The 26425-nt window shown below is 54.5% G+C and carries 21 protein-coding genes and 1 pseudogene; 11 read left to right on the top strand and 11 right to left on the bottom strand.

What is annotated here, in order from left to right; translation table 11 throughout:
* Window positions 1-42: 42 nt before the first annotated feature.
* Window positions 43-1269: a ferredoxin--NADP reductase gene (petH, locus tag CKL79_RS12185; protein WP_121969862.1), complete on the bottom strand. Its 1227-nt coding sequence runs from the start codon at window positions 1267-1269 to the stop codon at window positions 43-45.
* 733 nt (window positions 1270-2002) lie between these two features.
* Between petH and CKL79_RS12180 the strand changes: the two genes are divergently transcribed.
* Together CKL79_RS12180 and CKL79_RS12175 are read left to right on the top strand one after the other, a co-directional pair.
* Window positions 2003-3007, top strand: a complete 1005-nt coding sequence (locus CKL79_RS12180; protein WP_121969861.1) for a phosphoribulokinase — start codon at window positions 2003-2005, stop codon at window positions 3005-3007.
* Window positions 3008-3328: 321 nt separating this feature from the next.
* On the top strand, window positions 3329-3751 hold the full coding sequence (locus tag CKL79_RS12175; protein WP_121969860.1) for an FHA domain-containing protein: 423 nt from the start codon (window positions 3329-3331) through the stop codon (window positions 3749-3751).
* 17 nt (window positions 3752-3768) lie between these two features.
* On the opposite strand, the gene CKL79_RS12170 is transcribed toward CKL79_RS12175, so the two are convergent.
* Both CKL79_RS12170 and gyrA read right to left on the bottom strand, forming a co-directional pair.
* The gene (locus tag CKL79_RS12170) at window positions 3769-5091 is read right to left on the bottom strand and encodes an ATP-binding cassette domain-containing protein (RefSeq protein ID WP_121969859.1); all 1323 of its coding nucleotides are present in this window, start codon (window positions 5089-5091) and stop codon (window positions 3769-3771) included.
* Between the two features lie 26 nt (window positions 5092-5117).
* Window positions 5118-7622, bottom strand: coding sequence for a DNA gyrase subunit A (gene gyrA, locus CKL79_RS12165; protein ID WP_121969858.1), 2505 nt, complete (start codon window positions 7620-7622; stop codon window positions 5118-5120).
* A 466-nt stretch (window positions 7623-8088) separates the two neighbouring features.
* Between gyrA and CKL79_RS12160 the strand changes: the two genes are divergently transcribed.
* Window positions 8089-8484, top strand: coding sequence for a response regulator (locus CKL79_RS12160; RefSeq protein WP_121969857.1), 396 nt, complete (start codon window positions 8089-8091; stop codon window positions 8482-8484).
* Between the two features lie 171 nt (window positions 8485-8655).
* Here the strand turns inward: CKL79_RS12160 and CKL79_RS12155 are convergent, their stop codons facing one another.
* Together CKL79_RS12155 and CKL79_RS12150 are read right to left on the bottom strand one after the other, a co-directional pair.
* Entirely contained in the window at window positions 8656-9513 is an 858-nt protein-coding gene (locus tag CKL79_RS12155) for a tetratricopeptide repeat protein (protein ID WP_121969856.1), read from the bottom strand.
* 191 nt (window positions 9514-9704) lie between these two features.
* Entirely contained in the window at window positions 9705-15032 is a 5328-nt protein-coding gene (locus tag CKL79_RS12150; RefSeq protein ID WP_121969855.1) for a translocation/assembly module TamB domain-containing protein, read from the bottom strand.
* Between the two features lie 288 nt (window positions 15033-15320).
* On the opposite strand from CKL79_RS12150, the gene CKL79_RS12145 reads away from it, so the two are divergent.
* Genes CKL79_RS12145 through CKL79_RS12135 form a run of 3 tightly spaced genes read left to right on the top strand, consistent with a single transcriptional unit; the run spans window position 15321 to window position 17397 of the window.
* Window positions 15321-16265: a type II CAAX endopeptidase family protein gene (locus tag CKL79_RS12145; RefSeq protein ID WP_121969854.1), complete on the top strand. Its 945-nt coding sequence runs from the start codon at window positions 15321-15323 to the stop codon at window positions 16263-16265.
* Between the two features lie 23 nt (window positions 16266-16288).
* Window positions 16289-16936: a tRNA (guanosine(46)-N7)-methyltransferase TrmB gene (trmB, locus tag CKL79_RS12140; protein ID WP_121969853.1), complete on the top strand. Its 648-nt coding sequence runs from the start codon at window positions 16289-16291 to the stop codon at window positions 16934-16936.
* A gap of 38 nt (window positions 16937-16974) precedes the next feature.
* Entirely contained in the window at window positions 16975-17397 is a 423-nt protein-coding gene (locus CKL79_RS12135; protein WP_121969852.1) for an HHL1-like protein, read from the top strand.
* A gap of 157 nt (window positions 17398-17554) precedes the next feature.
* On the opposite strand, the gene nudC is transcribed toward CKL79_RS12135, so the two are convergent.
* From nudC to tmk, 3 genes are read right to left on the bottom strand one after another with little or no spacing between them, the layout of a single operon-like run.
* On the bottom strand, window positions 17555-18463 hold the full coding sequence (gene nudC / locus CKL79_RS12130) for an NAD(+) diphosphatase (RefSeq protein WP_121969851.1): 909 nt from the start codon (window positions 18461-18463) through the stop codon (window positions 17555-17557).
* Window positions 18456-19460, bottom strand: a complete 1005-nt coding sequence (locus tag CKL79_RS12125; RefSeq protein WP_121969850.1) for a DNA polymerase III subunit delta' — start codon at window positions 19458-19460, stop codon at window positions 18456-18458. Before CKL79_RS12125 ends, nudC begins: the two co-directional genes overlap by 8 nt.
* Window positions 19433-20179: a dTMP kinase gene (gene tmk, locus CKL79_RS12120; protein WP_121969849.1), complete on the bottom strand. Its 747-nt coding sequence runs from the start codon at window positions 20177-20179 to the stop codon at window positions 19433-19435. Before tmk ends, CKL79_RS12125 begins: the two co-directional genes overlap by 28 nt.
* A 169-nt stretch (window positions 20180-20348) precedes the next feature.
* On the opposite strand from tmk, the gene CKL79_RS12115 reads away from it, so the two are divergent.
* The 4 genes from CKL79_RS12115 to CKL79_RS12100 all read left to right on the top strand — a co-directional run bounded on the left by CKL79_RS12115 (window position 20349) and on the right by CKL79_RS12100 (window position 23257).
* On the top strand, window positions 20349-20684 hold the full coding sequence (locus CKL79_RS12115) for a hypothetical protein (RefSeq protein ID WP_240518823.1): 336 nt from the start codon (window positions 20349-20351) through the stop codon (window positions 20682-20684).
* Window positions 20685-20791: 107 nt separating this feature from the next.
* The gene (locus CKL79_RS12110) at window positions 20792-21856 is read left to right on the top strand and encodes a cation diffusion facilitator family transporter (protein WP_121969848.1); all 1065 of its coding nucleotides are present in this window, start codon (window positions 20792-20794) and stop codon (window positions 21854-21856) included.
* A gap of 8 nt (window positions 21857-21864) precedes the next feature.
* Window positions 21865-22398, top strand: a complete 534-nt coding sequence (gene pgsA, locus CKL79_RS12105) for a CDP-diacylglycerol--glycerol-3-phosphate 3-phosphatidyltransferase (protein ID WP_121969847.1) — start codon at window positions 21865-21867, stop codon at window positions 22396-22398.
* 49 nt (window positions 22399-22447) lie between these two features.
* Window positions 22448-23257, top strand: coding sequence for a TlyA family RNA methyltransferase (locus CKL79_RS12100; protein WP_121969846.1), 810 nt, complete (start codon window positions 22448-22450; stop codon window positions 23255-23257).
* Here CKL79_RS12100 and CKL79_RS24195 read toward each other — a convergent pair.
* The 3 genes from CKL79_RS24195 to CKL79_RS12085 all read right to left on the bottom strand — a co-directional run bounded on the left by CKL79_RS24195 (window position 23219) and on the right by CKL79_RS12085 (window position 26206).
* Window positions 23219-24646, bottom strand: coding sequence for a response regulator (locus CKL79_RS24195; protein ID WP_121969845.1), 1428 nt, complete (start codon window positions 24644-24646; stop codon window positions 23219-23221). The two genes, CKL79_RS12100 and CKL79_RS24195, sit on opposite strands and share 39 nt — an antisense overlap.
* Before the next feature lie 88 nt (window positions 24647-24734).
* Window positions 24735-25889 carry an aminotransferase class V-fold PLP-dependent enzyme gene (locus CKL79_RS12090; RefSeq protein ID WP_121969844.1) on the bottom strand — a complete coding sequence of 385 codons (1155 nt, stop codon included), beginning with the start codon at window positions 25887-25889 and terminating at the stop codon, window positions 24735-24737.
* Window positions 25886-26206, bottom strand: coding sequence for a DUF4359 domain-containing protein (locus tag CKL79_RS12085; RefSeq protein WP_121969843.1), 321 nt, complete (start codon window positions 26204-26206; stop codon window positions 25886-25888). Before CKL79_RS12085 ends, CKL79_RS12090 begins: the two co-directional genes overlap by 4 nt.
* A 62-nt stretch (window positions 26207-26268) precedes the next feature.
* Between CKL79_RS12085 and CKL79_RS12080 the strand changes: the two are divergent.
* Window positions 26269-26425 (top strand): annotated as a pseudogene (locus CKL79_RS12080) (IS701 family transposase); the annotation flags it as partial.

Raw genomic sequence — 26425 nt, 5'->3', positions numbered from 1 at the left:
CTCCAGGTTTTGTCGAATGGTTTGATCGAAAGCAAGCAAGCGTTAGTACGTTTCTACGTTCCAGCGATGCGCCTTCTTCAGCTCGCGGCGGCGCTCAGTCCAATCAACACCGTCTTTAGCTGAGGCGACGCTCATTGCTTCATCAATACCGTCTTCCATTCCCTTAAGTCCGCAGATATAGACGTAGGTCTTTTCGTCTTGAACCATTTTCCAAAGCTCTTCTGCATGCTCAGCCACCCGATGCTGGATATACATCCGACCGCCCTCTGGGTTCTTTTGCTCGCGGCTAATAGCATAGGTAAGACGGAAGTTATCAGGGTAGTTTTCCTGAATTTCTTCCAACTCTTCCTTATACAAAATGTTGGGACTAGTAGGAATGCCAAAAATCAGCCAGGCTTTACCTTTGAACTGATAGTCAGGGTTAGCAGCTCGCTCTTTATCTTTAAACATGCGCCACAGATAAGCTCGGAAGGGCGCGATACCCGTCCCGGTGCCCATCATGACAATATTGGCCTCAGGATCGTCAGCCAGCAGCATTTCTTTACCTACTGGCCCGGTGATTTGCACTTTGGCACCCGGCTCTAAATTGCATAGAAAGGTAGAACAAACGCCTTTGACCGGCTCGCCGCTTTCAGGGTCTTTATACTCCAGCTGACGAACGCACAAAGAAACGGTCTTATCGTCTACATCGTCACCGTGTTGAGTAGAGGCAATGGAGTAGAGGCGAATTTTGTGCGGCTTGCCTTTCTCATCAGTGCCATCGGGAATGATGCCGATGCTCTGACCTTCCAGATAGTGCATATCGCCTTCCGACAGATCAAACTTGAGATGTTTGACGCTACCAATACCGTCTTCTTGCACCAGCTCTTCGTTAAAGAGACAGGCACCTGAATACGGAGACTTAGGTTTGTAGATATTGACAGGGACTTTTTTCTTGTCTTTCGCTTTTGCTTGAGTCATGGGCTGTTTTGTAGAGTTTTCAGAGGTGGCCTGACTTGCCGCTGCGCTGCCGTTGGTTTGAGCTTGAGCTAAAGCAGCCTCGCTAGCAGGACGAATGCTGATGATTTTACCGCCGAGCTGCATAATCCGTTTGGTCTCTTGCTGCATACGACCGTAGGGCACTGTGATCGAGATGGTGCCGCTGCGGCGAATCGGGATATTGAGGTCGCTGGCTTGACCGCTTCGGCCTAAGCCTTCGACTTCATAAACATAGAGTCTGCTGTTGGTTGAACTGTTAACGCTACTGCCAGTGCTGCTGGGGTTGTACATCCTTAATTAGTGGCCTTGGGTGGCTTTATATTTCTATATATAAAATAGGTTATCACTCCGAGCCGATTGATTTAACAGGTCGGGGCTGACTAGCTCAGGCACATCGGAGTTATGCAAAGTTTTGTATAGGAACCGGTGATGTCAATTGATAGAGCCGAGTGCCATCAGAGAAATAAAGTTATGTCAAAAGTGAGCTTGCATTCATTAAAGGTGGGTAGCTCTGAGAACTTGCCTCTTACTAAAGAGCAGCTAAAGAGCAGCGACCTGAGATTGAAGCGGCCATCATTATAGTACTCAGGATTTATCGTTCGGGCCGTGGCTTGAGTCAGGGTTAGCTAACGTAATCCTCAGGCACTTAGCTGAGTATTGAGTACCGCTGCGAGCCCTGTTCCGAGGGCCGATAGGTAAGGGTTGCTTGTTTGCGAGTCGTAGTCTCTGATAAGATTCACATACGTAATCAAAAGTTTTGAATCATCAAATTTTGTGGTTTGTAGGGGTTCGTTTTGGGCGGTTGCTGTTTTTGCCAACCCCGAGGAGCCTTTTCTTTTTGCCAATCGCCTATTAGCTCATCGGCAGGCGATTGTGATACCGGCGGAACCTTGGTCGTCAGTGCCACTGTCGGCAGTTTGTGGCTAAGCGGTTGCTAGTGGGGCATTGGCAAAGCCTCTCCATCGGAGAATCGCCTACCCTAGGACACTTTAAAAATGATTTTGATTTTGTTGTAGAGGAACCTATGACCAGTAAAGAAGGCCAAGTAGTTTTGATTGGGGTAGCGGGAGACTCAGGATGTGGCAAATCCACTTTTTTGCGCCGCTTAAGCGATCTCTTTGGTGAGGAGTTTATGACGGTCATCTGTTTGGATGACTATCACAGTTTGGACCGTAAGCAGCGCAAGCAGCAGAAAGTAACGGCGCTTAACCCCAAGGCAAATAATTTTGATCTGATGTACGAGCAGATCAAAGCGCTGAAGGCAGGCAATACGATTGACAAGCCGATTTACAATCACGAAACCGGTGAACTCGATCCGCCCGAAAAGGTTGAGCCAAACAAGATTGTCGTGATCGAAGGGCTGCATCCGCTGTATGACGAGCGGGTACGCGGCCTGCTGGACTTCAGCGTGTACCTCGATATCAGTGATGAGGTAAAAATCAACTGGAAAATTCAGCGGGACATGGCAGAACGCGGCCATACTTACGAAGACGTACTGGCGGCGATCAACTCCCGCAAGCCAGACTTTGAAGCCTACATTGATGTGCAAAAGCAGTATGCCGATGTCGTCATTCAGATTTTGCCAACCAATCTCATTCCAGACGATAAGGAAAACAAAATCCTACGGGTACGCCTGATTCAGCGGGAAGGCATCAAAAACTTTGATCCGGTCTACCTGTTTGACCAGGGTTCAACCATCGACTGGATTCCGTGCGGACGTAAGCTTACCTGCTCTTACCCGGGCTTGCGGATGTATTACGGCCCTGACAGCTACTTTGGCAATGAGGTCTCTGTGCTAGAGCTAGACGGCGAGTTTGACCGGCTAGAAGAGGTCATCTACATTGAGAGCCATCTCAGCAATACCTCTACCAAGCAGTACGGCGAAATGACCGAGCTACTGCTCAAGCACCGTAACTATCCGGGCTCTAAGAACGGCAGCGGTCTGTTTCAGGTGCTAGTCGGCCTGAAGATGAGAGAGACCTACGAAGCGCTAACGGCGAACCGGATACCTGCCGAGTCTATGGCTTAGCAGCCGCAGTGCTTTCGAGCTTGACTGGAAGCGCTAAATTCTAAAGAGGTAGCCCTGGTTGCTGCCTCTTCCTTCAGGTTCGATTTCTAGCTTTCTATGGTGATAGCGGCCTTGAAGGGCTGACCGATCTCTGTAAAAGTTATAGAGTATTCTTGATTAGGTGGGCATCATCAGGCTGGCTTGGTAACTTGGCTCTGGCAAAAAGGATTTCTGATTTTAGGCCGATTCAGTTTAACTGACTCAAAGTCTAAATTAGAGCCGATAGCCCTGTCGCTATGCCGTCTTCTAGCTCGCTTATTTACGTAAACCTCGGCTTTAGCTATGTCTTCAGATTCTAAGCTCACCAGCATTTTGATCGTTGAAGATAGCCAGGGAAGGCGCGAGATTGCGCTAGATAGCTCGGTCTACTCTATTGGCCGCGACCCGAAGTGCGATATTCGGCTAGCGTCACAGTTTGTCTCGCGCCATCATGCCACGCTGGTACAGCTACCGCGAGACAATCAGTCAGACTACTATCGCATCGTAGATGGTAATTTGAAGGGTAAACCCAGTGCCAACGGTATGTTGATCAACGGGGACAAGCTTCAGGCTCACGACTTGATCAATGAAGATGAGATTGTATTTGGTCCGCAGGCCCGCGCTATTTTTTACCAATTAGAGCGAGATACGTTTTCGGGCGTAGCGCCGGATGAATTTGATATTACGCTGATCAGCCCCAATATGGTAGACGAAGAAACCGATTGATAGTGGTTTAATCAGGGCTACTCAGGTCGAATGGCAATCTCTGTGAGGGTATCGAATAGGTGAATCTGCTCGGCGGGGAAGCTAACCTGTAGCGTGCTGCCGATTTGGACAGGTTGCTCAGCCGAGACGCGGATCTGTAGGGAAGGCTGAGCAGTGGGGTCACTTGCAAAGGTGGCCATGACAAAAGTTTCGCTGCCTAGCGCTTCAAACTGGGTGACGGTGATCGGTACTGAGCCAGGTTGCTGACCAGTCGTCATGTGCTCTGGGCGCATTCCCAGGGTAACCGGCTGGTCTTGATAGGGCGCTAATGCCTGCTGCCAGCCACTCGGTAATGGCAGGGTAAAAGCAGGGTGTACGAGCTGGCCTGCCTTGACAGTCACGGGAAGAAAGTTCATCGGCGGGGAGCCAATGAAGGCGGCGACAAAGCGGTTGGCCGGTCGGCGGTAAAGCTCTAGCGGTGGGGCTACCTGCTGGATTTCACCTTGATTCATTACGGCAATGCGATCGCCCATCGTCATCGCTTCAGTTTGATCATGAGTGACGTAAATAGTGGTCGTACCTAGCTGACGCTGCAGGTTGACAATTTGGGCGCGCGTCTCGGTGCGCAGTTTGGCATCGAGATTAGAGAGCGGTTCATCCATCAGAAACACCTGAGGATTGCGGGCCATCGCTCGGCCTAAGGCAACGCGCTGCTTTTGGCCGCCAGATAGCTGTTTGGGCAAACGGGAGAGCAATGCTTCAATTTGCAGCATTTGGGCAACGCTGCGAACCCGCTGAGCAATTTGATCTTCGGTGGCAGACCGGTAGCGGAAAGGATGCGGTAGCGGACGGGTCAGGCTTGTGAAGACACTTTCGAGCCAGGCCGGTCGGCGCGGCGCGGGTTTGCTGGTAGATGGATCGGTGGCTGTTAGCCGGGTTCGCCTCAGCCCAAAAGCCAAATTGTCGTAAACGCTGAGGTGAGGGTAGAGCGCGTAGCTTTGAAACACCATGGCGATGTCGCGCTGCTTGGGGGGCAGGCGGTTGACCTGGCGATCGCCCACCCAGATATCGCCGCTCGTCAGGCTCTCCAGCCCAGAGATCAGGCGCAGCAGAGTGCTCTTTCCACAGCCCGATGGCCCCACCAGCACCATGAATTCACCGTCGTCTACCGTCAGGTTAATTTGACGAAGGACGGAGCCTGCCGGTAAGTCAATCTGGGCACCTTTTCGGGCATCTTTTCGGACATCTTCTCGGGCATTTTTTTGGGCCTCTCTTTGGGCATCGGCACTGGTAGCCTGAACCGCCTCACGCGGGCTGCTCGGAAAGGTCTTATAAATATCTTTGAGAACGACTTGGGCCAAGGCAAATTAAAGGGAGAAGAGAATTTTCAGGCTTTGAGTGCTTCATCAGGGAGACCGCTGATTAGGGTATCGGTGACAGCTTCAGTGCGCCGGGTGGTGAATAAGCGATCGCACGGCTGGCTTCTGCCCTGCAAAGGCACCTCGTCGGGCATCAGGCTAGCGCATCGATCTTCATTCGTCACGACGGTGAAGGTCGTTTCCGGAACCGCCAATATCATCGACGCTAGCGAGTCATTTTTCAAGCTGAACTTAAAGGACTGAGAGCCAATCCCACCCCGGTTAGCCGTTTTGAAGTTGCTGACCAGCATCTTTTTGGCAAACCCTTTCGTCGAGACCAGCAGCAGAGCGTCTTTGGACTGTACCGGCACGCAGCCGACCAGACGCTCGCTCTTGGGTAGACGGATGCCCTGCGGCCCCTGAGCAGTGCGGCTCAGCTCTGGCAGTTGTTCGTCGTTGACCCGAAAGCGCAGCAGCCTACCGCCCGACGAAGCCAGCACCAGATCGCTGCCCAGGGGCGTAATCAGCGCATATTGCAAGGTATCTTCTGTTTTGAGCTTGACCGCAGTCAGCCCCCGGCCAGTGAGGTTGCTCAGCTCTTGAGCAGGCAGGCGTTTCACTCTGCCTTTAGTGGTAATCAAGATCAGCTGCTGGCCTAGCCGCGCTTCGTTCAAGACGATCTGGGCGGCCACGTCGTCTGGGGTACTGCCAGCAGCGTTGGGCAGCAAACCGATGAGAGGGACACCCTTCTGCTGCCGCTGCCCGATGGGAATATCGCCTACGCTCACGGTATACGCTTTACCATCGCGGGTTAAGACTAAAATCTCTTCAGTGGGGTTAGTCAGCTCAGTTTGAATAGTAATATCGTCAAATTCGTCGAGCTGCGCGCTAGATTCAACTCTTGACTGACGGCGGCTGTAGGCTTTGGGCGAGGATCGGCGCACATAGCCTTTGCGGGTAAATTCTACGATGAACGTCTCTTCGCTTTCTTCGGCAGCAATCTCGGCAAGTACCTGCTGCTCGCGGCGGCGTTCGGCAGAGGTTTGAATGCGGGTGCGGCGGGGGTCGTCAAATTTCTTTTTGAGCGCTCTAAGCTCCTTTTTTAAGGACTTCATTAGCACCGAGCGATCTTCTACCAGGGTTTGCAGATCGCCAATTCGGGCTGCGAGTTCTTCGGCTTCGTCGCGCAGCTTTTGTTGCTCCAGGCTGGTCAGTCGGCGTAGGGGCATCGACAAAATGCTGTCGGCCTGCTGGTCGCTCAGCTCAAAGCGCTCTTGCAGGCTGACGCGAGCGGTGGTGCCGTCGGGCGCACGGCGCAAAATTTCAATCACCGCATCCAGATGATTAAGGGCGACAATCTGCCCGGCCACGATGTGGGCTCTGGCCTGCTTTTGCGCCAGCTCGTGGCTGTACTGGCGAATCAGCGTCTCTTCGCGAAAGGTGAGAAACGCCTCTAAAATTTCTCGTAGAGAGAGCTGCCGGGGCTGACCGTCTTCAATTGCGAGCATCAGCGCCCCGAAGTTGGTTTGCAGCGGCGTCATTTTGTAGAGGTCGTTCAGAATAAGCTGGGGCTGAGCCTCCCGCTTCAGCTCAATCACCACGCGCATACCGTCTCTGTCGCTCTCATCGCGAATGTCGGAAATACCGTCGATTCGCCCCTGGTTGACCAGGCTGGCAATTTTGGTAATCCAGCTCGCCTTATTTACCTGGTAGGGCAGCTCGGTGACGACAATGGCCTGGCGCGATCGCTTCCCCCGCCCAGGCTGAATCTCTTCAAAACTGGCAATCCCGCGAATGGGGATACCGCCGCGACCGGTGCGGTAGGCATCGTGAATGCCCTGGGTATCGATGATTTCTGCGCCGGTCGGAAAATCTGGCCCCGGAATCAGGTCAAATAGCTTTTCGTTTGAGAGATTGGGCCGATCAATCAAGGCGATCAGACCGTCTATGACTTCTCCTAAATTATGCGGCGGAATATTGGTCGCCATCCCCACCGCAATGCCCGAACTGCCGTTGAGCAGAAGGTTCGGCAGCTGTGCAGGTAGCACGACTGGTTCTTGCTGAGAGCTGTCAAAATTGTCAATAAAATCGACCGTTGCTTCGCCAACTTCAGCCAGCAGGGCGCTGTGACCAATTGCGGCAAGCCGGGTTTCGGTGTAGCGCATCGCCGCTGGCGGATCGTTATCGACCGAGCCAAAGTTGCCATGGCCAGCCAGCAGCGGATATCGGCTCGAAAAATCTTGCACCATCCGCACCAGCGCGTCGTATACCGCCTGGTCGCCGTGTGGATGATATTTACCCAGTACATCGCCAACGACGCGGGCACACTTGCGAAACGGGCGATCAGGGGTTAGCCCCAGTTCATGCATCGCATATAGAATGCGCCGGTGAACAGGCTTTAGCCCGTCGCGAACGTCAGGCAGGGCGCGCCCGACAATGACGCTCATGGCGTATTCCAAATATGATCGCTGCACCTCGGTATGAAGAGCGGTGGGTACGATCTGCTCATTGGAAAAGTTAAGCTGTTTTGCCATGAATTAGGTCCTGATAGAGAGGAGCGATAAGTAAGGTGGGCTAGCGAAAAGACGATTACCGGGGACGGCAGCGCGCTAGATTAGGGTCAGATCAGCTGCCGAGTTGTGAAGACAGCTCAGCGAGCGTTTGAAGGGAGCCAATATCTCTCAAAGAGAAGCTACTGTGAAAGCAGATAGCCATCGAACCCAACCACTGAACCTGACAATGGTGTACGTTACACGGAAGCGCCGAAAAACTGCAATACTCTAAAATGTGTTCCTAAACTGTAGTCTCTAAACGTTTCAAAGCTCGCTATAGCTAAACTTAATTGTTAGCAAAGCCGTGCGGATTAAAAGCTCTACCGTTTGTATAGGCGCTTAGTGCAGCTTCCGTCAAACGCACATCAGCCAAGCTCAAGATTCAGCATAGCGTCAGGTTTTAGATTTCTTTTGCGCCCAGTTAGCCCATTCTCCCTTAAGAAAAGTCATGAAGACCGTTTTAATTGTGGAAGACGACATGGTAAACGCCCGCGTTTTCTCAAAGATTTTGACGAAGCGAGGGGGGTTAAACGTCAAACATACGGAAAATGTTGACGAGGTCATCAATATCGCTCGGCACAAAGAGGCCGATGTCATCTTGATGGATGTTTCACTCTCTCATAGCGTTTATGAGGGTAAGCCGGTGGACGGCATCGCCATTACGCAGATGCTTAAAGCCGACCCGCAAACGTCGGCAGTGCCTGTAATTTTGGTAACGGCTCATGCGATGGATGGCGATCGCGAAAACTTCTTGACTCAGAGCGGTGCCGATGGCTACATCTCCAAGCCAGTCGTCGATCACCAAAAGTTTGTAGATGACATATCGGCCCTGATTCCTGAATAGAAAAAGTGGCGCTGTGTTAAATACAGTTCATTTGTACCATTTTTGTGCCGGACTGAGTGAATCAGACGCCTTTGTTGTCGTCGCGCCCACGCTTAAGGCCCAGCCAGGCATAGCTGACCAGCGATAGGCCGCTCAAGCCCGTCGCTGGTTGCAAGTGCTGACTGCCGCTGACTACAGCTGAGCTAATAGATCTTGCAGAGTGGGCGTACTGAAGAACTGCTCAGTCGCTGCAATTAGCTGTTCGCCCCAGAGATTTTCTTTGAGGAAGTCGATGTCGGCATAGCGGGGGTCACGCTCTAAGGCAGCGACGGCGGTGTTGCTGCTGTCAGCGACCTGAGCGCCCCGGCTGTAGTTAGCCACGGAGATTGCCAGCAGCGGCTCGGTTTCTTCGCTAGCGGCAATGTCAAGCGCTTTTTGCCACTGAGCGATCGCACCATCTACATCTCCCGACTCGTACATCACCAGGCCGATGTTGTTCACCGCTGGCCAGAAGCTAGCGTCATTAGCGATGGCTTTTTCATATTGGGCGATCGCCTGATCGTAGCGAGTGAGCTTGTAGTAAGCGTTGCCCAGGTCAAATAGAGCGTTGGCATTGTCAGGCTCTAGTTTGAGGCCAGACTCAATAGACTGAGCGGCCTGCATGTAGTCTGCCTGGCTAAAGTAGGCGCTGCCCAAGGCAAACATGACCAGCGGGTTTTCGGGCTGGAGCGCCTTGGCCTTTTCTAGTACGGCGATCGCCTCAGCCGGTTGGGGGTTGCTCACCTGCAGATAGAGACTACCTAGCAGCGCCAGAACATCAGCATTTCCAGGCAGCAGCTGCGCGGACAACTGTGCCCGAGCGAGCGCCTCATCATATTGTTGAAACTGAGCTAATTGCGCGGCATCTCGCGCCAAGCTCTCACCGTCTGCCTGCAAACGCTCCTGATCGAGGGGCAAAGTATAGGGTAATAGCGCTTGAGCGACAGCTGGCTTAGCCTGACTCCACGCCCCCAGTAAAAGGAGTAGCGAAAAGGTAATTCGTTTGAGCACGGGTTGGTTGAAGGTAAAGAAACAGCGATTGTAAAACGATAAAAAGCGTCGTCTCACCGAAAAAGATAGAAATTTAGGTAGAAAGCAAGCTGGGAAAAAGCGATAGAAGTACTTTCAGCTAGTATGACCCTTTTTCAGGGAAAGCTCAGTCGATTTTAGCCGAGGATGCTTGGCAATAGTAACCCGCTAGGCTAAAACCGGATCTCATATTCCAGCAGCACCTGGTTAATCTCATCTAAGTCTGTCGTGCCTCTGACGGTAAACTGGTCACTTAGGCGGTAGTTGATCCCAAATTCGGGATTGGTGTTATCGGTCAGGATTTTTGAAACCGATAGAGAAGTGGTATCGGTCACGTCAAACCCAATTTCTGCGCCAATGTCGAGGCCGGTGTCCTTGGTTCCTTCGGTGACGGTGCGGCTAGCGGCGGTAACCGGAAACAGACGGAATTCACTGAGACTAAGCGTCGTGCCAATTAGGTCTTGGACACTGGTTAAGACGGTGCCACTGACCAGGTTAATTAATCCTTGGAAGCCGTCGCCGCTGCCGGATAGGCTGCCGACAGTTGATTCTAAAGCCGTGATAAAGCCGCCCCCGATCAGTCCAATCAGTTCGGCTTCAGAGCGAGAAGGAGAGCTAGACAGCTCCAAATTTTCAAAAATGGCGTTAGCTGGGCCATCGACATCGGCGCGGACGCGGATCGTTCGCAAAGATCCAGGATTATCAAAGCCATTATTCGAGGTGTCGGCGACTTCAGAAGAGGCAAAGGGCGTACTGGCAATCGGACCAGCGCTGTTGACCTCGGGGACGGAGGCTCGCAACGATACATCTAGCAGCGGGTTTTGCAATCCTAGCTCCGGTCTAAATTCGGCTGTGTTGTTGCCACCTCTCAGTCGGAAGAGAGTCGTAAACAAGCTGACTCGCCCAGATCTAAGGTTAATCACACCCGCAGGCTCTAAATCATTAGGTGGCCCGTTTAGCAGCAGCGTTCCATCGGCGACAAAATTAAGCAGGTTGCCCTGAATAATCCGAACGGAGTTGCCTAAGGTTAGCCGCAGGTCGCGAAAATCGGGCGTAAGGCCGCCAGTGGTTGTGCTAGTTGTGCCAGTCGTGCCAGTTGTCGGCGTAGACGCTAGCGTGGTCGTCCCTCCGCTGCCATTGCCATCAGGCAGCAGCACCTGACCGTTAGAAAGGACGACTTCACCCGCAATTTGAGGCCCTACCACCAAGGCACTGCCGCCGACGATTACCTGACCATTCACCCCGCCCTCATAAAGATCTTGCAGCGATAGGGCGATGTTTTCAAAATTGACGGTGAGGGGACGGCTAGGCGCTAGCGGCTGCGGAAAGAGCGGGTCGAATTCGCGGCTCGGATCTGCGTTTGGCGCGGGTTCGGCGGCATCGGTAGGTGACTCAGGCGGCAGATTAGGCGCTGCTGTCAGGGCGGTGAGCTGAGCGCCGCTAATAATGGGAGACAGTAGCGGGAAGGTGCCAGCAGCCGTGAGCTGGCCGTCGCTAAAGCTGCCCTGCAGGGTTTCTACAATGATGCGATCGCCTACAAACGTAGCCCGACCATTGACGTTAGTCAGCGGCTCCGGCAAGATTTTGGCACTGAGTACAGCCTCATCTAGGGTGGCAAATCCGGCAATTTCAGGGTTAGACAGCGTGCCGCCGATCTTGAGATTGACCTGGCCTTTGCCCGATTCCCAGGCGACCTGCTGGGTAAAGATATTTAGTAGCGCCAACCCCTCATCTCTGACATCAATTTCGACAGCGATATCGTCACTCTCTGGCTCAACGGTCATGAAATTAAAGGCATAGGGAATCTGCGCCCGGAGCGTTAGCGGCTCTTCTGGCGTAGTGGCAACCAGGGCACTATCGAGGCTGAGACGCGCATTTTGATAGAGAAACTGAGCGCTGGCAGATTGAATGGGCGTGTCGTTAATAGCAGCATTCGCCAGGTCTGCTCTTCCCCGCAGCTGCGGATTGTTCAGCGTGCCGCCTAGGGTCGCACTCGCATTGGCAAACCCATCAATATTAATGGGTAGTTCGAGCACATCACTCAGCGTATCTACGTTCAAATTTTGAGCGGTGGCCTGCAAGTTGGAGGTCAGCTCGGTATTCTGGCCAAATACCAGCTGACCAGCAAAATTAACAGCCGCTTCTACCGGGCGGACTGCCAGATCAGAGAGAGGCGTACCTTCGCTATTAGCGGGCGATTCAGGCATCGTAGCGGCTAGCTCAGTCTCGGCTGCCGCTGGCGCTGCGGTTGGATCAATCGGCACGAGAATCGTCGAGGCAAAGCGAACCGGTGCCAGCGTTAGGACATTGGGCGTCAGGCTGCCCTGAGCAATTACCTGATCTGCGCTGTAGTCTTGTCCCCACTGCCAGTTGGCCCCGGCTAGGTCGAAGTCGAGCTGAAAATCGCTGCCCTGGCCATTGAGCTGAATTTCTCCAGCGAAGGGGCCGCTGAGTTCTTTTAGGGGGGGTAGCGGCGCGGCGGCCTCGGCGATCGCAATCTCTGACTGAATAGCTTCAATCTCAGCCAGGCGGCGCAGTTGATTGAGCAGGGCGGCATCGGCGCGGCCAGTCTGACTGGTGGCCAGCAGCGTTTCTAGCTCCGTTTGAGAGAGCGGGTTTTCAATCCAGTCAGGCGGCGTTAGCCCCCGGCGAAGGTCTTCTAGTTGATAGATTGAGAGGGCAGTGAGGAGATTTTGCACATCGCCCTGCTGAGTAGTGATATTAGCGCTGTAGACGGGTGCGCCGCCGCCGAGCGCCAGCCGCCCGCTTAGGTCATAGAGATTGTCACCAATCGTGAGTGCGCCGCTGGTGAGGGTCGCTAGACTGTCGGCGTAGCGGATCTGCCCGGTCAACTGTCCGGCGTTAATATAGCCCAGACCCAGCTGATCAATCGCAAAGTCGCCTTCGAGGGTTTGATTACCCAGGTTAATCGCCAGATCAGCGGATGTCAGGGTGCCGCGCAGCTGGCCAATATCGGCTGCGCCCCCTGCCGGAAAGTTGAGCACAGAGAGCGGAAAATTACCGGCCTGGACGTTGAGCAGTTCGCCTTGGGTTTGGCCGCGTGCAAAGGTGTCGCGCCAGTCAATGTCAAAGTCGAGGTTGGGCGTAGAGCCAGTGCTGGCGAGCGTCCCTTGAGGGCCAGACGGACGGAGATTGAGCGCGATGCGATCGCTGCCGCCAGCGACATCTAGAGCGAGACCGCTATCTGAAGAATAGGCCACGCTGCCGGTCAGCAAAGGATTGAACGGTAGGCGGTTAATGACTAAATTGGCCAGTTGAACATTGCCGCTGATCGTCGGGGCCGTCGGGTTGCCGCTGATGGTGCCAGTAAAATCGGTACGGCCAGTCAGCGCGATCGCATCTGGCAAACTGACAAAGGGAATTTCGGCGATCGCATAGTCGCGAGCAGTCACCTCGAGATCCAAGCGTTCTAAGCCAGTAAAGCCGCTGTCAGAGAACTCAGGGGTGAGGGTACCGCTCGCCGTCACCCGGTCGGTCGTCGCCTGATCAACAGTGATCTGCTCACCATTCCAGGCAACTCGGGCGGTAAGCGGGTCGTCAAACTCACTGAACTGAGGAGCAAAGGTGGCTAGGCCGTCAGAGAAAGCGACATTGCCTCGGGCGGCGATCGCGGCTAGTCGGTTATCAGCCGTATTGCCACTGAGCGCAAACTGGCCACTGATATCGCCGCGCAGGTTGTCTGAAAGCGTGCTGAGCTGCACCCCTGCTAGCGTCACATCGCTATTCCACTGGCCGTTAACCAGCTGGCCCGAGCCGCTGACCGTACCGCCGCCCACCTGCAAAGTCGTATTGCGAAAGGCGACCGTTCTACCGCTGATTTCGACCACGCCTGAGGCAGGGTATTGCGCCGATGGCGCGTCTAGCTGGACGGTCGTATTCACCGGGCCATCGTTGCCACCGGTCACGACCGCATCGGCAGACACCAGCCCAATTTTGAAAGGGGTCTCCACGCCATAGAGCTTGGCCAGTTCGCGGGCGGGCAAACTGCGGCCAGCTAGCTGAAAGGTAAAGGGAGAGCCCTCACCTAGCCGAACCTGCCCCGAGCCGCGCAGTGCCCCGCCGGTGTTGGGCGTCGCGGCAATATCGTCGAGCAAGAGCTGTCTGCCTTCCAGGAAAAAGTCGCTAGAGGCGCTGGTAAAGGTGAGCTTGTCTACCTCTATGGGGGTGATCGCCGTGACAGTGCCCGAAAATTCTGGCTGTCTGAGGGGGCCACCGACTTGCGCAATCGCGTCGAAGCGGCCTGCGGTAGGCACGGGCAGTTTGAGTTTGACCGTTTCGGTAAAGTCTTCGACAGAGACATCTTTCGCCACCACGGTGAGGTCGTAACCCTCGTCAAAATCGACTAAGCCTTCGGCGACAGCCTCAATCTTTCCATAGTCAGCGCTGAGCCGATCAATCGTCCATTCATTGCCCTGAAAGCGGGTTTGACCCGACATATCTTTTAGGGGGAGGGGCAAGAGCGTGGTTTTAATCTCGGCATTATCGGCGATCAGTGCGCCCGAATAGTCCAGCGGTTGCCCTGGGCGAAACTTCATATCTAAGGTGCCGCTGACCTGACCTGCGGCTACCGTCACATCATTAGTCGGAATGCCGATGGTAGAGAGCGTAAAGCTTAAGATATCGGCCAGCGGCGCTTTGTCACCACTAATGAGTAGATTGGTGGCGTTGCCAATTCTGTCGCCCCCGTTTAGATCAGCGCCGCTAGGGCTGTCAATCGCATCGTCAGGGCCATTCGTCTCAGTATCTTCAGCGGTCTCTTCGAGCAGTGCCGCGCTGACGACTACCGGCTGCACCTCTCCCTTGACGGTAATTTCGCCACCTGCCGCCGGTTCGCCCTGAATTTCAAACCGGGTGTGGCGAGCCTCTTCACCGGCCACCATCACCTCTTCGAGGTTGATATTTCCTCTGACCTGATCGATGGGAATTGGCCGGGGCTGACCGGCAGCAGCAGGCAATGGCACCAGCGTCAGCTCAGAATCTCGAATGCGAACATCGTTAACGCTGACTTTAAATCGCTGCGGCTGATCTTCATCTCGTTCAAAGCCTGAAAAGTTCAGCCAGCCTTTTTCTTTGTCTTGCTCTACGTAGCCCTCTGCTCCCACCAAAATTAGATCTAGCCCAAGCTTTCGGGTTAGCAGGGTGTCGAGCAGATCAAATTTGACGGTTACTGTCTCGACGCTAAGCGTAGTGGGATCCGTATCAGATGGCCCCATCTCAGAGGGGCCCACTCGCAGGCTACCGAGCGTAACTTTTTCGACATCGCCTAGCTCAACCGGGCGATCTAAAGACTCGGTTAGAGTTTTTGAGAGCAGAGGGGCAAGATCGTCGTAGATAAACATCCACGCCCAAGCCGCTAGTCCGAGACCAGCCGCACCCAAAACGCTGCCGGTCAGGATGCCTAACCAAAACCAGGAAAAGCGCCGATCATTAGGCGAAGAAGGCGGCAATGGCGAAGGACTATCATCGGGGGTGGGCGGCACTATAAGATGACTCAGACCTAGTTACCCAGATACTTTAGCAACTTTGTATGGGGTTTTAATAGCGATGTGGCACTTTCGTTAGCGATCGCAACATCGATCAAAAAGCCCTTGTAAAGGCACAAAAGCTAAAAGCAATTCGCCTTGCCCTACCCATCTGCGAGTATTGGCCAAAGCTTTCTATAATGAACGGCATGAAACAAAAGCGAGTAGGAGATGACCGCTTTCAAGGGTCTCTCTGGCTGCTCTACGCCTTTCTAAACTGGCCTATCTCGGCTGGCCTTGAACTCTATGAAGACTGCAGGAGCTGCGATCGCTTCGCCTATGGACAGGCCAATTTCCCCTTTAAACCCGTTTTTACGCCTCAAGAGCCGCTACCTGATATTAGGCACATACTTAATCGCCAGCATTGCGATCGGCATAGCATACGCTCAGCTAGGCGAGCGAGCGCTGCTGCCGTGGCTAAAGGACGACCCGATTTCGATGCCCATTCTTTCGATTTCGGTTTGGACGGTGCTGGGCGGCATTGTTTTGTGGGCAGGGCGGCGGCAGGGACTGAATATCGGCCCCTTATTTGGGCAGCATTCGCCCCAGTTTTCTCTGCGCTACGCTGGGCTGTTAGTCGTTAGTCTGTTGGTCTTCTCTCTGGGCAGCTTTTCAGTCGTTTTTTACTTAGTGTCTTTGGGTTTTCCGGGCTATGCGGCGCAGACACTAGAGACCAATATGATGCTAGGCGGCGGCAGTAGCGGCTACCCCCAGCTCTATGACGCGCTGATGCTGTTTTTGCTCGTGGTATATGCGCCGCTGGTAGAAGAACTGGTGTTTAGAGGAATTTTGCTCCAGCGCTGGAGTACGAAGTGGGGGCTACGCTGGGGGCTAGTAGCCTCTTCGCTGCTGTTTGGCCTGCTGCATGTGAATAATCCGCTGGGGCTGACGCTGTTTGGCCTGGTGATGGGTCTGCTGTATGTGCAAACGCGTAGCCTGTGGGTGCCTGTCGCCTGCCACAGCTTAAATAATTTGACGGCGGTGGGCATTGACTGGATCTCTCGGACAACGGCGGGCGAGCAAACCTATACCGTCGAAGATGTGCAGTCTTCGTGGTGGGTGGGGCTGATCTTAGTGGCAATTTCTGCGCCGTTCGTTTGGCGATTTATCCGGCGGAGCTGGCCCAGCAAGGCCGATGAAATTCCTTATCTGATTAACGTTAGGCAGGTTCATAGCGATAAGGTGGGTTGAGTTCACCTACTGCTATTGTCTCAATGCCGCCTATCCGCCGTGTCCGCCAGCATGTTAATCCGCTCAGCCATAAGTACGCGGATCCAGCCGCTGCCCCAAACTGGTCTCAAGTCTTTACCCATCCTCAGCAGCCGCTGCATGTAGATATTGGCTGCGGCAAGGGGGATTTTGTGCGGGCGATGGCGGCGCAATTACCTGAGTGGAATTTTTTGGGGCTGGAGATTCGCGAGCCGCTGGTAGAACGAGCACTCATCCGGCGAGATAGTGCGATAGAAGCGACGGCGCGCAACCTGCACTTTGTTTTTTGCAATGTCAATAACTCGCTGAAGCCGCTGCTGGCAGACTGGCCGGGCGGTTGCCCGCTGCAACGAGTGAGCATTCAGTTCCCTGACCCCTGGTTTAAGAAGCGTCATCAAAAGCGGCGGGTGGTGCAGCCGGGGCTGGTGGCGGAACTAGCGGCGCTGATGCCGGTGGGAGGCTGGGTATGGCTGCAGTCAGATATTGAGGAGGTGTGTGTGGAGATGTGCGATCGCTTCCAAGAAAATCCGGCTTTTGTCCGAGAGGGCGATGGTTGGCTGGCGGCAAGTCCGTTTCCGGCGAAGACTGATCGGGAAGCTGTCACAGCAGAGAAAGGGCTGCCAATTTACCGGGCAAAGTACGTTCGCCAATAAAGCTGTAAACTTTTATAAAGCATTAATGAGTAAGCAGTATGTCTGAGCCGAAAGGATTTGGGGGAAAGCCGTCTGAGAAGAAGGTGTCGAAGCGGACAAAGGAGCGGACAAAGGCGTCGAAGCAGTACGACAAAATGAAGACCGATGGCTTGCCGGAGTATGAGGTGTACATGCGGGCTAAGGGAACTAAGCAGTGGTTCCCGGTGGGAGCGATCGCCGTTCGTCGCTCCAGCCAAATTCACCAGGCGATTTATAGCAGTCAGGCCGATTTGCTACAGGGCGGGTTTCGAGCGTTTCCGATGTTGAAAAAAAAACGAGACAATCTGGAGTATGGCTATCGCTTGAAGGGTGAAAAGGATGATGATATTGAATTGGCCGTAGCGCCGCGCAGTCGGAGCGATCGCGGATTGCAGGGCGCGCTGAAAGGGTTAAAAGGGCTCTTTGGCGGTAAACCGAAGTAGTCCTCATGGCGGCTGCTAGGGGAGCGCACGCAGGAGAAGGAGGTTTCGATATGTTGGATTCTGTTGCGCCTCTCCAACAACCTTGTTGGTTGCGAAATCTCTCCTCTCGGCTGACAGGGTCACCCTTATCCAGGTACGGGGCTGGCCCTGAGCATTATCAAATTGCAGAGGTCACAAACCAGTCGATGAGCTTTCGAGCGATGCTGAATTTGCCAGGGACAGGCGGCAGGTCTGTTTTATGAAACCAGGCAGCGGCCTCAATTTCGGTTGGTTCGAGGGTGAGCGTACCGCTCGCGTACTCGGCAATAAACCCGACCATGAGAGAGTTTGGGAAAGGCCACGGCTGCGAACCAAAGTAGCGAATGTTTTTAATTTCAACCCCTACCTCTTCTCTAACTTCACGCGCAACCGTCTCTTCTAGTGATTCACCCGGCTCTACAAAGCCCGCCAGTACGCTGTACATGCCATCACGAAAGCGAGGCGCGCGCGCCAGTAAAATCTCTTCATCTCGGTAGATCAGCATAATCACCGCTGGAGAGAGCCGAGGATATTGACGCAGCTGGCACTGAGGGCAGCGTTTGGCCCGCTCGGTCGGCAGCTGAATTGTGGGGGTGGCGCAGTGGCCGCAGTATTGGTGGGTGCGATCCCATTCGATCAGTTGAACGGCGCGGGCAGCGATCGCAAACAAATCCTCACTCAGCCTGCCGTACAGTTCTCTCAAGTGACACAGGGTCAGTACTTTGGGTAGCGCGACCGACTGGGGCAGCTCAGCGGCAATACAGGGGCGATTATGTAGATAGCCCAAAAACTGGGTTCTCACTGGCACAATTCCCCAGTCTTCTAACTGATGTGCCCGGATTAGCGTATCGGTGCGCTCTGGCCCATCGACCTTGCCCGACGCGGCTATCGTCAGCAGGCGAGAGCCCGTACAGACAAACCACCAGGCAGGTGATGAGGTGTCCATAGCGCCCTCTGTAGGCGCGGTCGCGGGCAAAAAGCCGTTAGGAATGGCGAAAGGCTGCAGCCGGTTGAGCGGCTGGGGCAGGTCGGCAGCAGAGTTAGGCATAGTCGGATGAGCGGACGGGTGGGCGGTGGGGATGGACGTTCATTAGCTGAGTAAGGGTCACTTCCCACACTAGCCGAGGCTGGACGTAGCTCAGTAAATAGGTGCGGGCCTTCTCTAACGCGGCCAGCTGAATTGCATTGCTCAGCCCCTGCTGCCAGTAGCTCTGCTGCAAGTAGTCAACCAGCCAAAGCTGAGCCTCGGTATCTAGCGATTGATTGATCTCGCGGGCGGTAGTGAGAGCATCTCGCAGCGTCCTTGGAGGCGCTGTCAGCTGAGTGAGCAGGTCGGCGGGCAGTGCCTGCAACTGCTGCCAGCTAGCGATCGCATGACCCGGAGAGCCCTGGGCGATCGCCAGCACTTCAGCCGAGCGCAAAATTTCATCATGCCCGGTTCGGCCTAGCACCTGCGCCATCTGCTCACCGTTCAGCCGCCGAAAGGGAATCACCTGGCAGCGCGAAATTAAGGTGGGTAACAAGACCTGCTGATCGGGCGCAAGTAGAATGACGGTCGCCTGGCCGGGCTCTTCTAAGGTTTTGAGCAGCGCATTGGCCGCCGCCTCAGCCATTCGCTCTGCCTGCTCAATCACCACCACGGCCCGGGGCGACTCTAGCGCTGGCCGACTGAGAAACCGAGCAATTTCACGAATTTGGAGCAAGCGAATGCGCGGCGGACTCTTGCGTTTGAGCCCAGACTCAGCAGCCTGGCTAGCGGTCAGTAGCTGGCCCTGATGCAGATAGGTGGGCTCTACCCAAAGTAAATCGGGATGATTGCGATCGCCAATCCGCCGCGCCAGCGCAGCCTCCGTCGGCTCAGTCGGACTAGCCGATTGCCTCCGCAGCAGCAGCTCAGCAAACCCCGCCGCCGCTAAAGACTTACCCGTGCCGTCTGGCCCCGCCAACAGATAGCCCGGTGCCACCCGCTGCAAGCTAACTGCTCGCTCTAACAGCGCTACCGCCTGAACCTGGCCAATTAATCTAGAGAAAGGAGAGGATACCACTGAGCTATCTGCTGCTGAACTATCTGCTGAATCTGAGCGGCCACTGTCTCAACAGCGCGATCGCCCTCAATCTCGACCATCGGCCCACTGCTCAGGAAGCCCTCTCCCCCTTTTTCTTTCTCTCCCTTTCCCGCATGCTCTGCCGCTAGCGCCGCAAACCCCTCGCTCACCCGCCGATGGAACGCCCCGCTTGCCTGCTCAATTCGGTCCGCCTGACCGCGCTGCTGCATTCTAGCAAGCCCCACATCTGGCGGTACCCGCAGCCACAGCGTCAGGTCGCTCTTAAGTCCGCCTGTCGCCATCTGGTTGAGCTGGTCAATCAGCGCCAAGTCGAGCTGACGGCCATAGCCCTGATAGGCTACCGTTGAATCGGTGTAGCGATCGCACAGCACCCAATATCCCTGCTCCAGCCAGGGAACCAGCGTGGCTTCTACATGCTGAGCCCGATCTGCCGCGTATAATAGAAGCTCGGCTCTACTGACAATTGGAACCTCTGGAGAGGCTTCTGTCGGTGAGTGCTGAGCGAGCAGCAAACGGCGAATCTGTTGTCCGAGTGCCGTTCCGCCCGGCTCGCGGGTGAGTTTTACACCGACAACAGCGTTTTTCTCTTGCAGCCTGCTCAACGCCTCACTGCGCTTTAGCCAATCGTGCAAACGCTTAATTTGAGTGGTTTTGCCGCTACCCTCACCTCCCTCAAAGACAATTAATTTCCCGCGCATGTCTGGCTCGGCTCCAAGATTTCCCTGAGTGCATCGCGTTCAGTTTATACCGGCACGGAGGTAACCCTATTCCCTATTCAGTAAAACAGCGGTATCCTGTCAATGATCCTCGTTAAGATAACAGGCTCGGAGTCGCAACTTCGTTTGTTCAGTCATCCTGTAACTTTCTATGGCTCGCTATACTAACTTTTTGGTAACCGGCTTTTCCCAGGACAATATCAACCGGGCGCTCATCGGCGCGTTAGAAGCGTGTGATCTCTACTTAATATATCAAGATCCGATCTGCATAGTCGCCAAAGAAAAGCCTGGTCAGGTCTCCTTTGCTCAGCTGGCGACTGTAGAGCTGCTAATTAGCCAACCCAAGGCTGATAACAGCGGAGCCAAGATAGATCTAGTGGTCAAAAATGAAGAACTGCCGCTGCGCACGCAGAACCACTGCCGAGAGATTTTTATTCGGGTCAACGAGGCGATCACCGAAGCCAACGCCCAAAGCATAGCGAGCTAATAGCCATGACTATAAATCTGTAGACATAGAACCCTGCGAGAAACTGCCGAACCGTTCAAGAACGCGATAGGCTAGCAGATACAGCAGGGGTATTCAGGAGGCCGCATATGTCTAAGACTGATGCGCACCAGCAAGAACGCGCTAACGGAGAGTCACCTGCTCACGATGATCCGCGCCATCGGGGTCACCAACCTGAGGGGAGACGCGATCGCCACAGTCACGACCACGCACACGGACACGAGCACGGCCATTCCCACCAGATTCCTCGTGCCTACCGGGCAGAAGTTCGTCGGGTCTTGCTAATTACCCTGGTGCTCAATCTGGCTGTCGTGGTGCTCAAGATCTTGGTCGGCTCGTGGACAGGCTCTTTGAGTCTGCTGGCCGACGCGCTGCATAGCATCACTGACAGCGCCAATAACGTGCTGGGGCTGGTGACCAATCAGCTAGCCTCTCCTGAACCTGATCGCGACCATCCCTACGGCCATCAAAAGTTTGAGGCGGTCGGCGCACTGGGCATTGCCGCATTCTTAGGAATTGCCTGTTTTGAGATTTTGAAAGGGGCTGGAGAGCAGCTGCTGGTGGGCGGTGAGCCCGTGACGATGGGGGCACTCTCGCTGTGGTTTTTGCTGGGCGTACTGGGCATCAATATTTTTGTCGCTTTCTATGAGCGGCGGGTCGGCACTCGCTTGGGTAGCAATATCCTGATTGCCGATGCGCAGCACACTATGAGCGATATCTGGATCACCATTGCCGTCATTGGCGGGCTGATTGGCGTCTGGGTAGGGGTGCAGTGGCTAGATGTGGTGCTGACGTTTCCGGTGGCGATTTTGGTCATTCGCAGCGGCTGGGTTGTGCTGTCAGCTAATTTGCCCTGGCTGGTCGATGAGATGGCGATCGCTCCCGAAGCTATTCACGCCGCCGTCATGCAGGTACCCGGCGTGCTCAACTGCCACAGTATCGCCTCACGCGGTTTGCTGGGCCGCCAGGTCTTTATCGACATGCACCTGATTGTAGAACCCAAAGACGTACTGAGCGCTCACAACATCACCGAGCAGGTAGAGCAGCAGCTCATAGCCGAATTTGGCCCCACACGAGCCACCATTCACGTAGAGCCCCATAGCTACGTCTCTGGAGAACTGACCTACGGCCCATCAGACGGCCACCACCAGTAGTAACCGCGATGAATTTACCCACCTGGATTACGGTCTCCCGATTGCTAGGCGTGCCCATCGTCCTTATAGCGCTGCTCGACCCAACCGATATTCACCGCTGGGTGAGCGTGGTTGCTTTTGTCATCTTCGCGGGTACAGACTGGCTCGATGGCTACCTGGCCCGCCGTCTCAATCAGGTCACCGATCTAGGCAAGTTCTTAGATCCGCTAGTCGATAAGCTGCTGGTGCTAGCCCCGCTAATGGCACTGGTAGGGCTAGGCGAGATACCTGCCTGGGGCGTCTTTCTAATTTTGGCAAGAGAGCTAACCATTTCGGGCTGGCGGGTGAATCCAACTTTTCAGCAGGGTCAGGTACCGGGCGCAGGCATCTGGGGTAAAGCGAAGACAGTCGTGCAAATCGTGGCTATTTCTATCCTGCTCGCACCGCTCTCAGGCATCTGGCAGATAGCGGGCATTGTTCTCTTCTGGGTCGCCGTCGCCCTTACCTGGATTTCAGGTCTGATCTACCTGCTGCCTGCCAGAACCTCACAGGAGACAGTTTGATACAATCAAAGCTACCTCTTTCATCCGTGCCTTTCCCAGGTGCCTTCTGTTGGCCAAGCAGCGACTCGATACTCTTCTGGTAGAACAAGGACTGTGCCCTTCCCGGCAGCAGGCCCAAAGGCTGATTAGAGCAGGCGAAGTGAAAATTGCTCAGCAAATCATTGACAAACCTGGCACCCTGATTGCGCCTGATGCGGTGATTGAACTCAAGCAAAAGCCCCCCTATGTCTCCCGAGGTGGCGAAAAGCTAGCGAAGGCCCTAGCTGTCTTTGACGTTCAGCCCAGCGGACAAATCTGCTTAGACGGCGGCATTTCTACCGGGGGCTTTACCGACTGTCTGCTACAGGCCAACGCTCAGCAGGTCTACGGCGTCGATGTGGGCTATGGCCAGGTCGCCTGGAAAATTCGGCAAGACCCTCGTGTCATCCTTAAAGAGCGCACTAACATTCGCCACCTGAGTGCAGCAGAGCTTTATGACGGGCAAGTACCTGCCACGCTAGGCGTGATGGACGTGTCGTTTATCTCCTTAACCAAAGTACTGCCCGCCTTTTGGGATTTACTGGCCCCGCCTCGTGAAGCTATTCTCTTAGTCAAGCCGCAGTTTGAGGTAGGCCGCGAGAAAGTTGGCAAAAAAGGCGTAGTGCGCGATGCCCAAGATCAGGCCGGGGCGATTCTGCAAGTTACGCAGGCTGCAGCTAGCCTGGGCTGGCACTACCGGGGGCTGACGTGGTCGGCGCTAGTGGGTCCGGCTGGCAATATTGAATATCTGCTATGGCTGCGATCTGATCAGGCGATCCAGCCCTGGCCCAGTCTGAACGAACTAGGTCAGGTCACCCGCGCCGCTCGTCAGGCCCTGTAGCACCTTGCGTTTAGCCTCATGCTTAATCTCAGGTGGCTCATCCGGAGGCTCAGCCGCCGCCAAGCAAACCGGCAGCTCAATCAAAAATTTGGCTCCCTGCCCCGGCATCGAGTAGCACTTTAGCCTGCCCTGATGCTGCCCGGTGACTATTTGATAGCTAATCGACAGGCCCAGCCCCGTGCCTTGACCCACCGCCCTGGTTGTGAAGAAAGGGTCAAAAATGCGCTCTTGAATCTCTGGCAAAATGCCTGGGCCATTGTCTGCAATCCACACTGCGACCCGATTATTTTGAGCGATCGCCGTAGAGATATGCAGTAAAGGAGATTTATCCGCATTAGCGTCTGCAGACAGCTTAAGCGCATCTAGCGCATTGCGAATCAAGTGCATAAAAACCTGATTTAGCTGACCGGCGTAGCACTCCACTAGGGGTAGCTCGCTATACTCTTTTTCTACGATAACCCCTGCTAGATCAGGCGCTAACATTGCCAGAGTGCTGTCAATGCCTTCGTGCAGGTCTACAGTTTTAATAGCCGCCTGGTCAAAGCGAGAAAAGTTACGCAGGTTAAGTACCAGGTCGCGAATGCGTTTGGCACCGCTGCGCAAAGAGGTAAAGCTTCGCAACAGATCAGGCGAAGTAAATTCGAGATCAAGGTCTTCTAGCTTTTCACAAATCGGCAGCGGCGGCGAGGGATAGTGCTGCTGATAGGCTTGAATCAGCGCTAGCAAATCTTCTACATAGCCGTTGATGTAGTTGAGATTGCCGTAGATAAAGTTGATCGGGTTATTCACCTCGTGAGCGATACCCGCCACGAGCTGCCCCATGCTGCTCATCTTTTCGGTATGGATTAGCTGGGCCTGGGCCTGCTTGAGCGTATCTAGCGCCTGTTTGAGTTCGGCGGTGCGCACTTCTACCTGGTTTTCTAACGTTTTGCTGTAGGCCCGGGTCTGCTCGGCTTCGTATCGCTTCAGCAGATTTTGATAGGCCGCTGCGTGGTATCGCAACCGCGCAATCAGCTCAATCGGATCGGGCAGCTTGACCAGGTAATCGTTGGCACCGGCAGAAAAAGCGGCGGCTTTCACTTCGGGGTCACCTTTGGACGAGAGCACAATAATGGGCGTATTTCTCGTGGTTGGATGCGCCCGAAAGAATTTGACCAGTATCAGCCCGTCTACATTGGGCATGACCAGATCTTGCAAAATCACGCTTGGCCTGATCTCTGTGGCGATCGCCAGCGCCTGTGTCGGCTCCTGACAGTAATGGACTGCTATATCAGGGGCTGAAGCCAGCAGCCGACGAATCGCTTTAGCGGCAATCGGCTGGTCGTCTACGACCAAAACGCTAATGGCCGGTTGACCGTGGGCAGGGGGCGAAGCTGACAGCTCAGACATAGACGCATCGGGGGTTTACTGAAGTATTCCCGACCTGTATGGAGAAGAGAACGATGATGGTAGAAAGGGAAAGCGCTGGCTTAGCTGGCTAACTACGAAGCGATCGCACCCCCTCACTGACAGCTTTCCCGACCTGGTCAATCTCTGCTGCCGACGTACTGCGCCCTAATCCAAACCGCAAAGTCGCCCTTGCCAACTGATCGCTGCGACCCAAAGCTTTGATCACATGAGAAGGGGCAGGGTTAGCAGAGCTACAGGCTGACCCCGAAGAGAGCGCTACTTCAGAGCGCAGCTGAGAAAGCAAGTCTGCGCCATTAATCCCTTCAATACTGACGTTGAGATTGTTAGGCAACCGCTGAGTGGGGTGTCCATTGAGATAGATACCTGAGAGCCCAGAGAGATGATGCCAGAGACGATCGCGCAATCCGCCTAACTTCTCGGCCATATCAGCGCGTTCTTCTACGGCCAGCTTCACCGCCTCACCCAATCCGACAATCTGCGGCGTATACAAAGTGCCCGACCGCAGCCCTCTCTCCTGTCCGCCCCCGTGCAATTGGGGAGCTACCTGCACCCGAGGATTGCGCCGCCGCACGTACAGAGCGCCAATGCCCTTGGGCCCGTAGAGCTTATGCGCCGTCATCGACAGCAGATCAATCTTCATCGCCTGCACGTCTAAAGGGACTTTACCCAGTGCTTGAGCTGCGTCTGTATGGAAGATGACTTGGCGATCGCGGCACATCTGCCCAATCTCCGAGATCGGTTGCAGCACCCCAATCTCATTATTCGCCGCCATCACCGACACTAAAATGGTATCCGGGCGAAAAGCCTGCGCTAGCTGCGATAGGCTAATCAGCCCATCTGCCCCTACAGGCAAATAGGTCACGCTAAATCCCAGAGATTCTAGATACCGGCAGGGATCGAGCACGGCGCTATGCTCAGTTTGTACCGTGATGATATGCTTGCCGCCTGCCATGTAAGCTTCGGCGACGCCTTTAATAGCCAGGTTATTGGCTTCAGTCGCACCGCTAGTAAACACAATCTCAACCGGATCAGCGTTAATAGCCGCTGCCACAATCTCTCTCGCTCGCTTCACACCTGCCTCCGCTTCCCACCCGTAGGCATGGTTCAAGCTGCTAGGGTTGCCAAAGTAGTCTGTAAAAAAGGGCAGCATGGCAGCAAGCACCTGCGTGTCTACTGGCGTCGTGGCATTGCAGTCTAGATAAATTGGGCGTTGGGGGCTCATGAAAGATCAGGGCTGTCTATACCAGTGTTGACTTTTTGTAGAAAAAATCTGTTGAAAATGCCAATGGCTTTGTAGCTACCAAACGGGGTTTCGGTCTTATAAGTGCTCAAGAAAATGCGATTCTTATATTCGGTATTCTCTACAATAATTTCTTGCGTTTCAGCAGCTGAGAGAACTTGCCCCCCGGCGATCGCCTCCTGACACACCCCGCTCAACGCCTCGCCTATTTTGCCTAACCATTCGGAAAATCCCTCCGGCTGACACAGAGCAACCTGCGCTTCGGCAGTAACGTTTTGAGAGAGATAGGACTTACGCATTGACAGAGCAGGCAGATTATGGGTGGTAGAATAAATCACATCCTCTTAGCCTTCTGGTCAGCATGCGCCAGCGATCAAAACCATCTACAGCCCAGTGTAATAGCCCTCTCTACACCTTATTTCTACTAGCTGAGCCTAAATACGTCAGTTGTGTACGGCTCTCAGAAATCTTGGCAGAGGTAAGCCACGACAGCATCAATCGGTTTTTACTGCGTGAGC

Origin of the sequence: Leptolyngbya sp. BC1307 (assembly GCF_002286735.1) — a bacterium.
Lineage (GTDB): Bacteria > Cyanobacteriota > Cyanobacteriia > Phormidesmidales > Phormidesmidaceae > Phormidesmis.
Note: the sequence above shows the minus strand (reverse complement) of the source record. Positions and strands in the feature narration are given on the sequence as shown.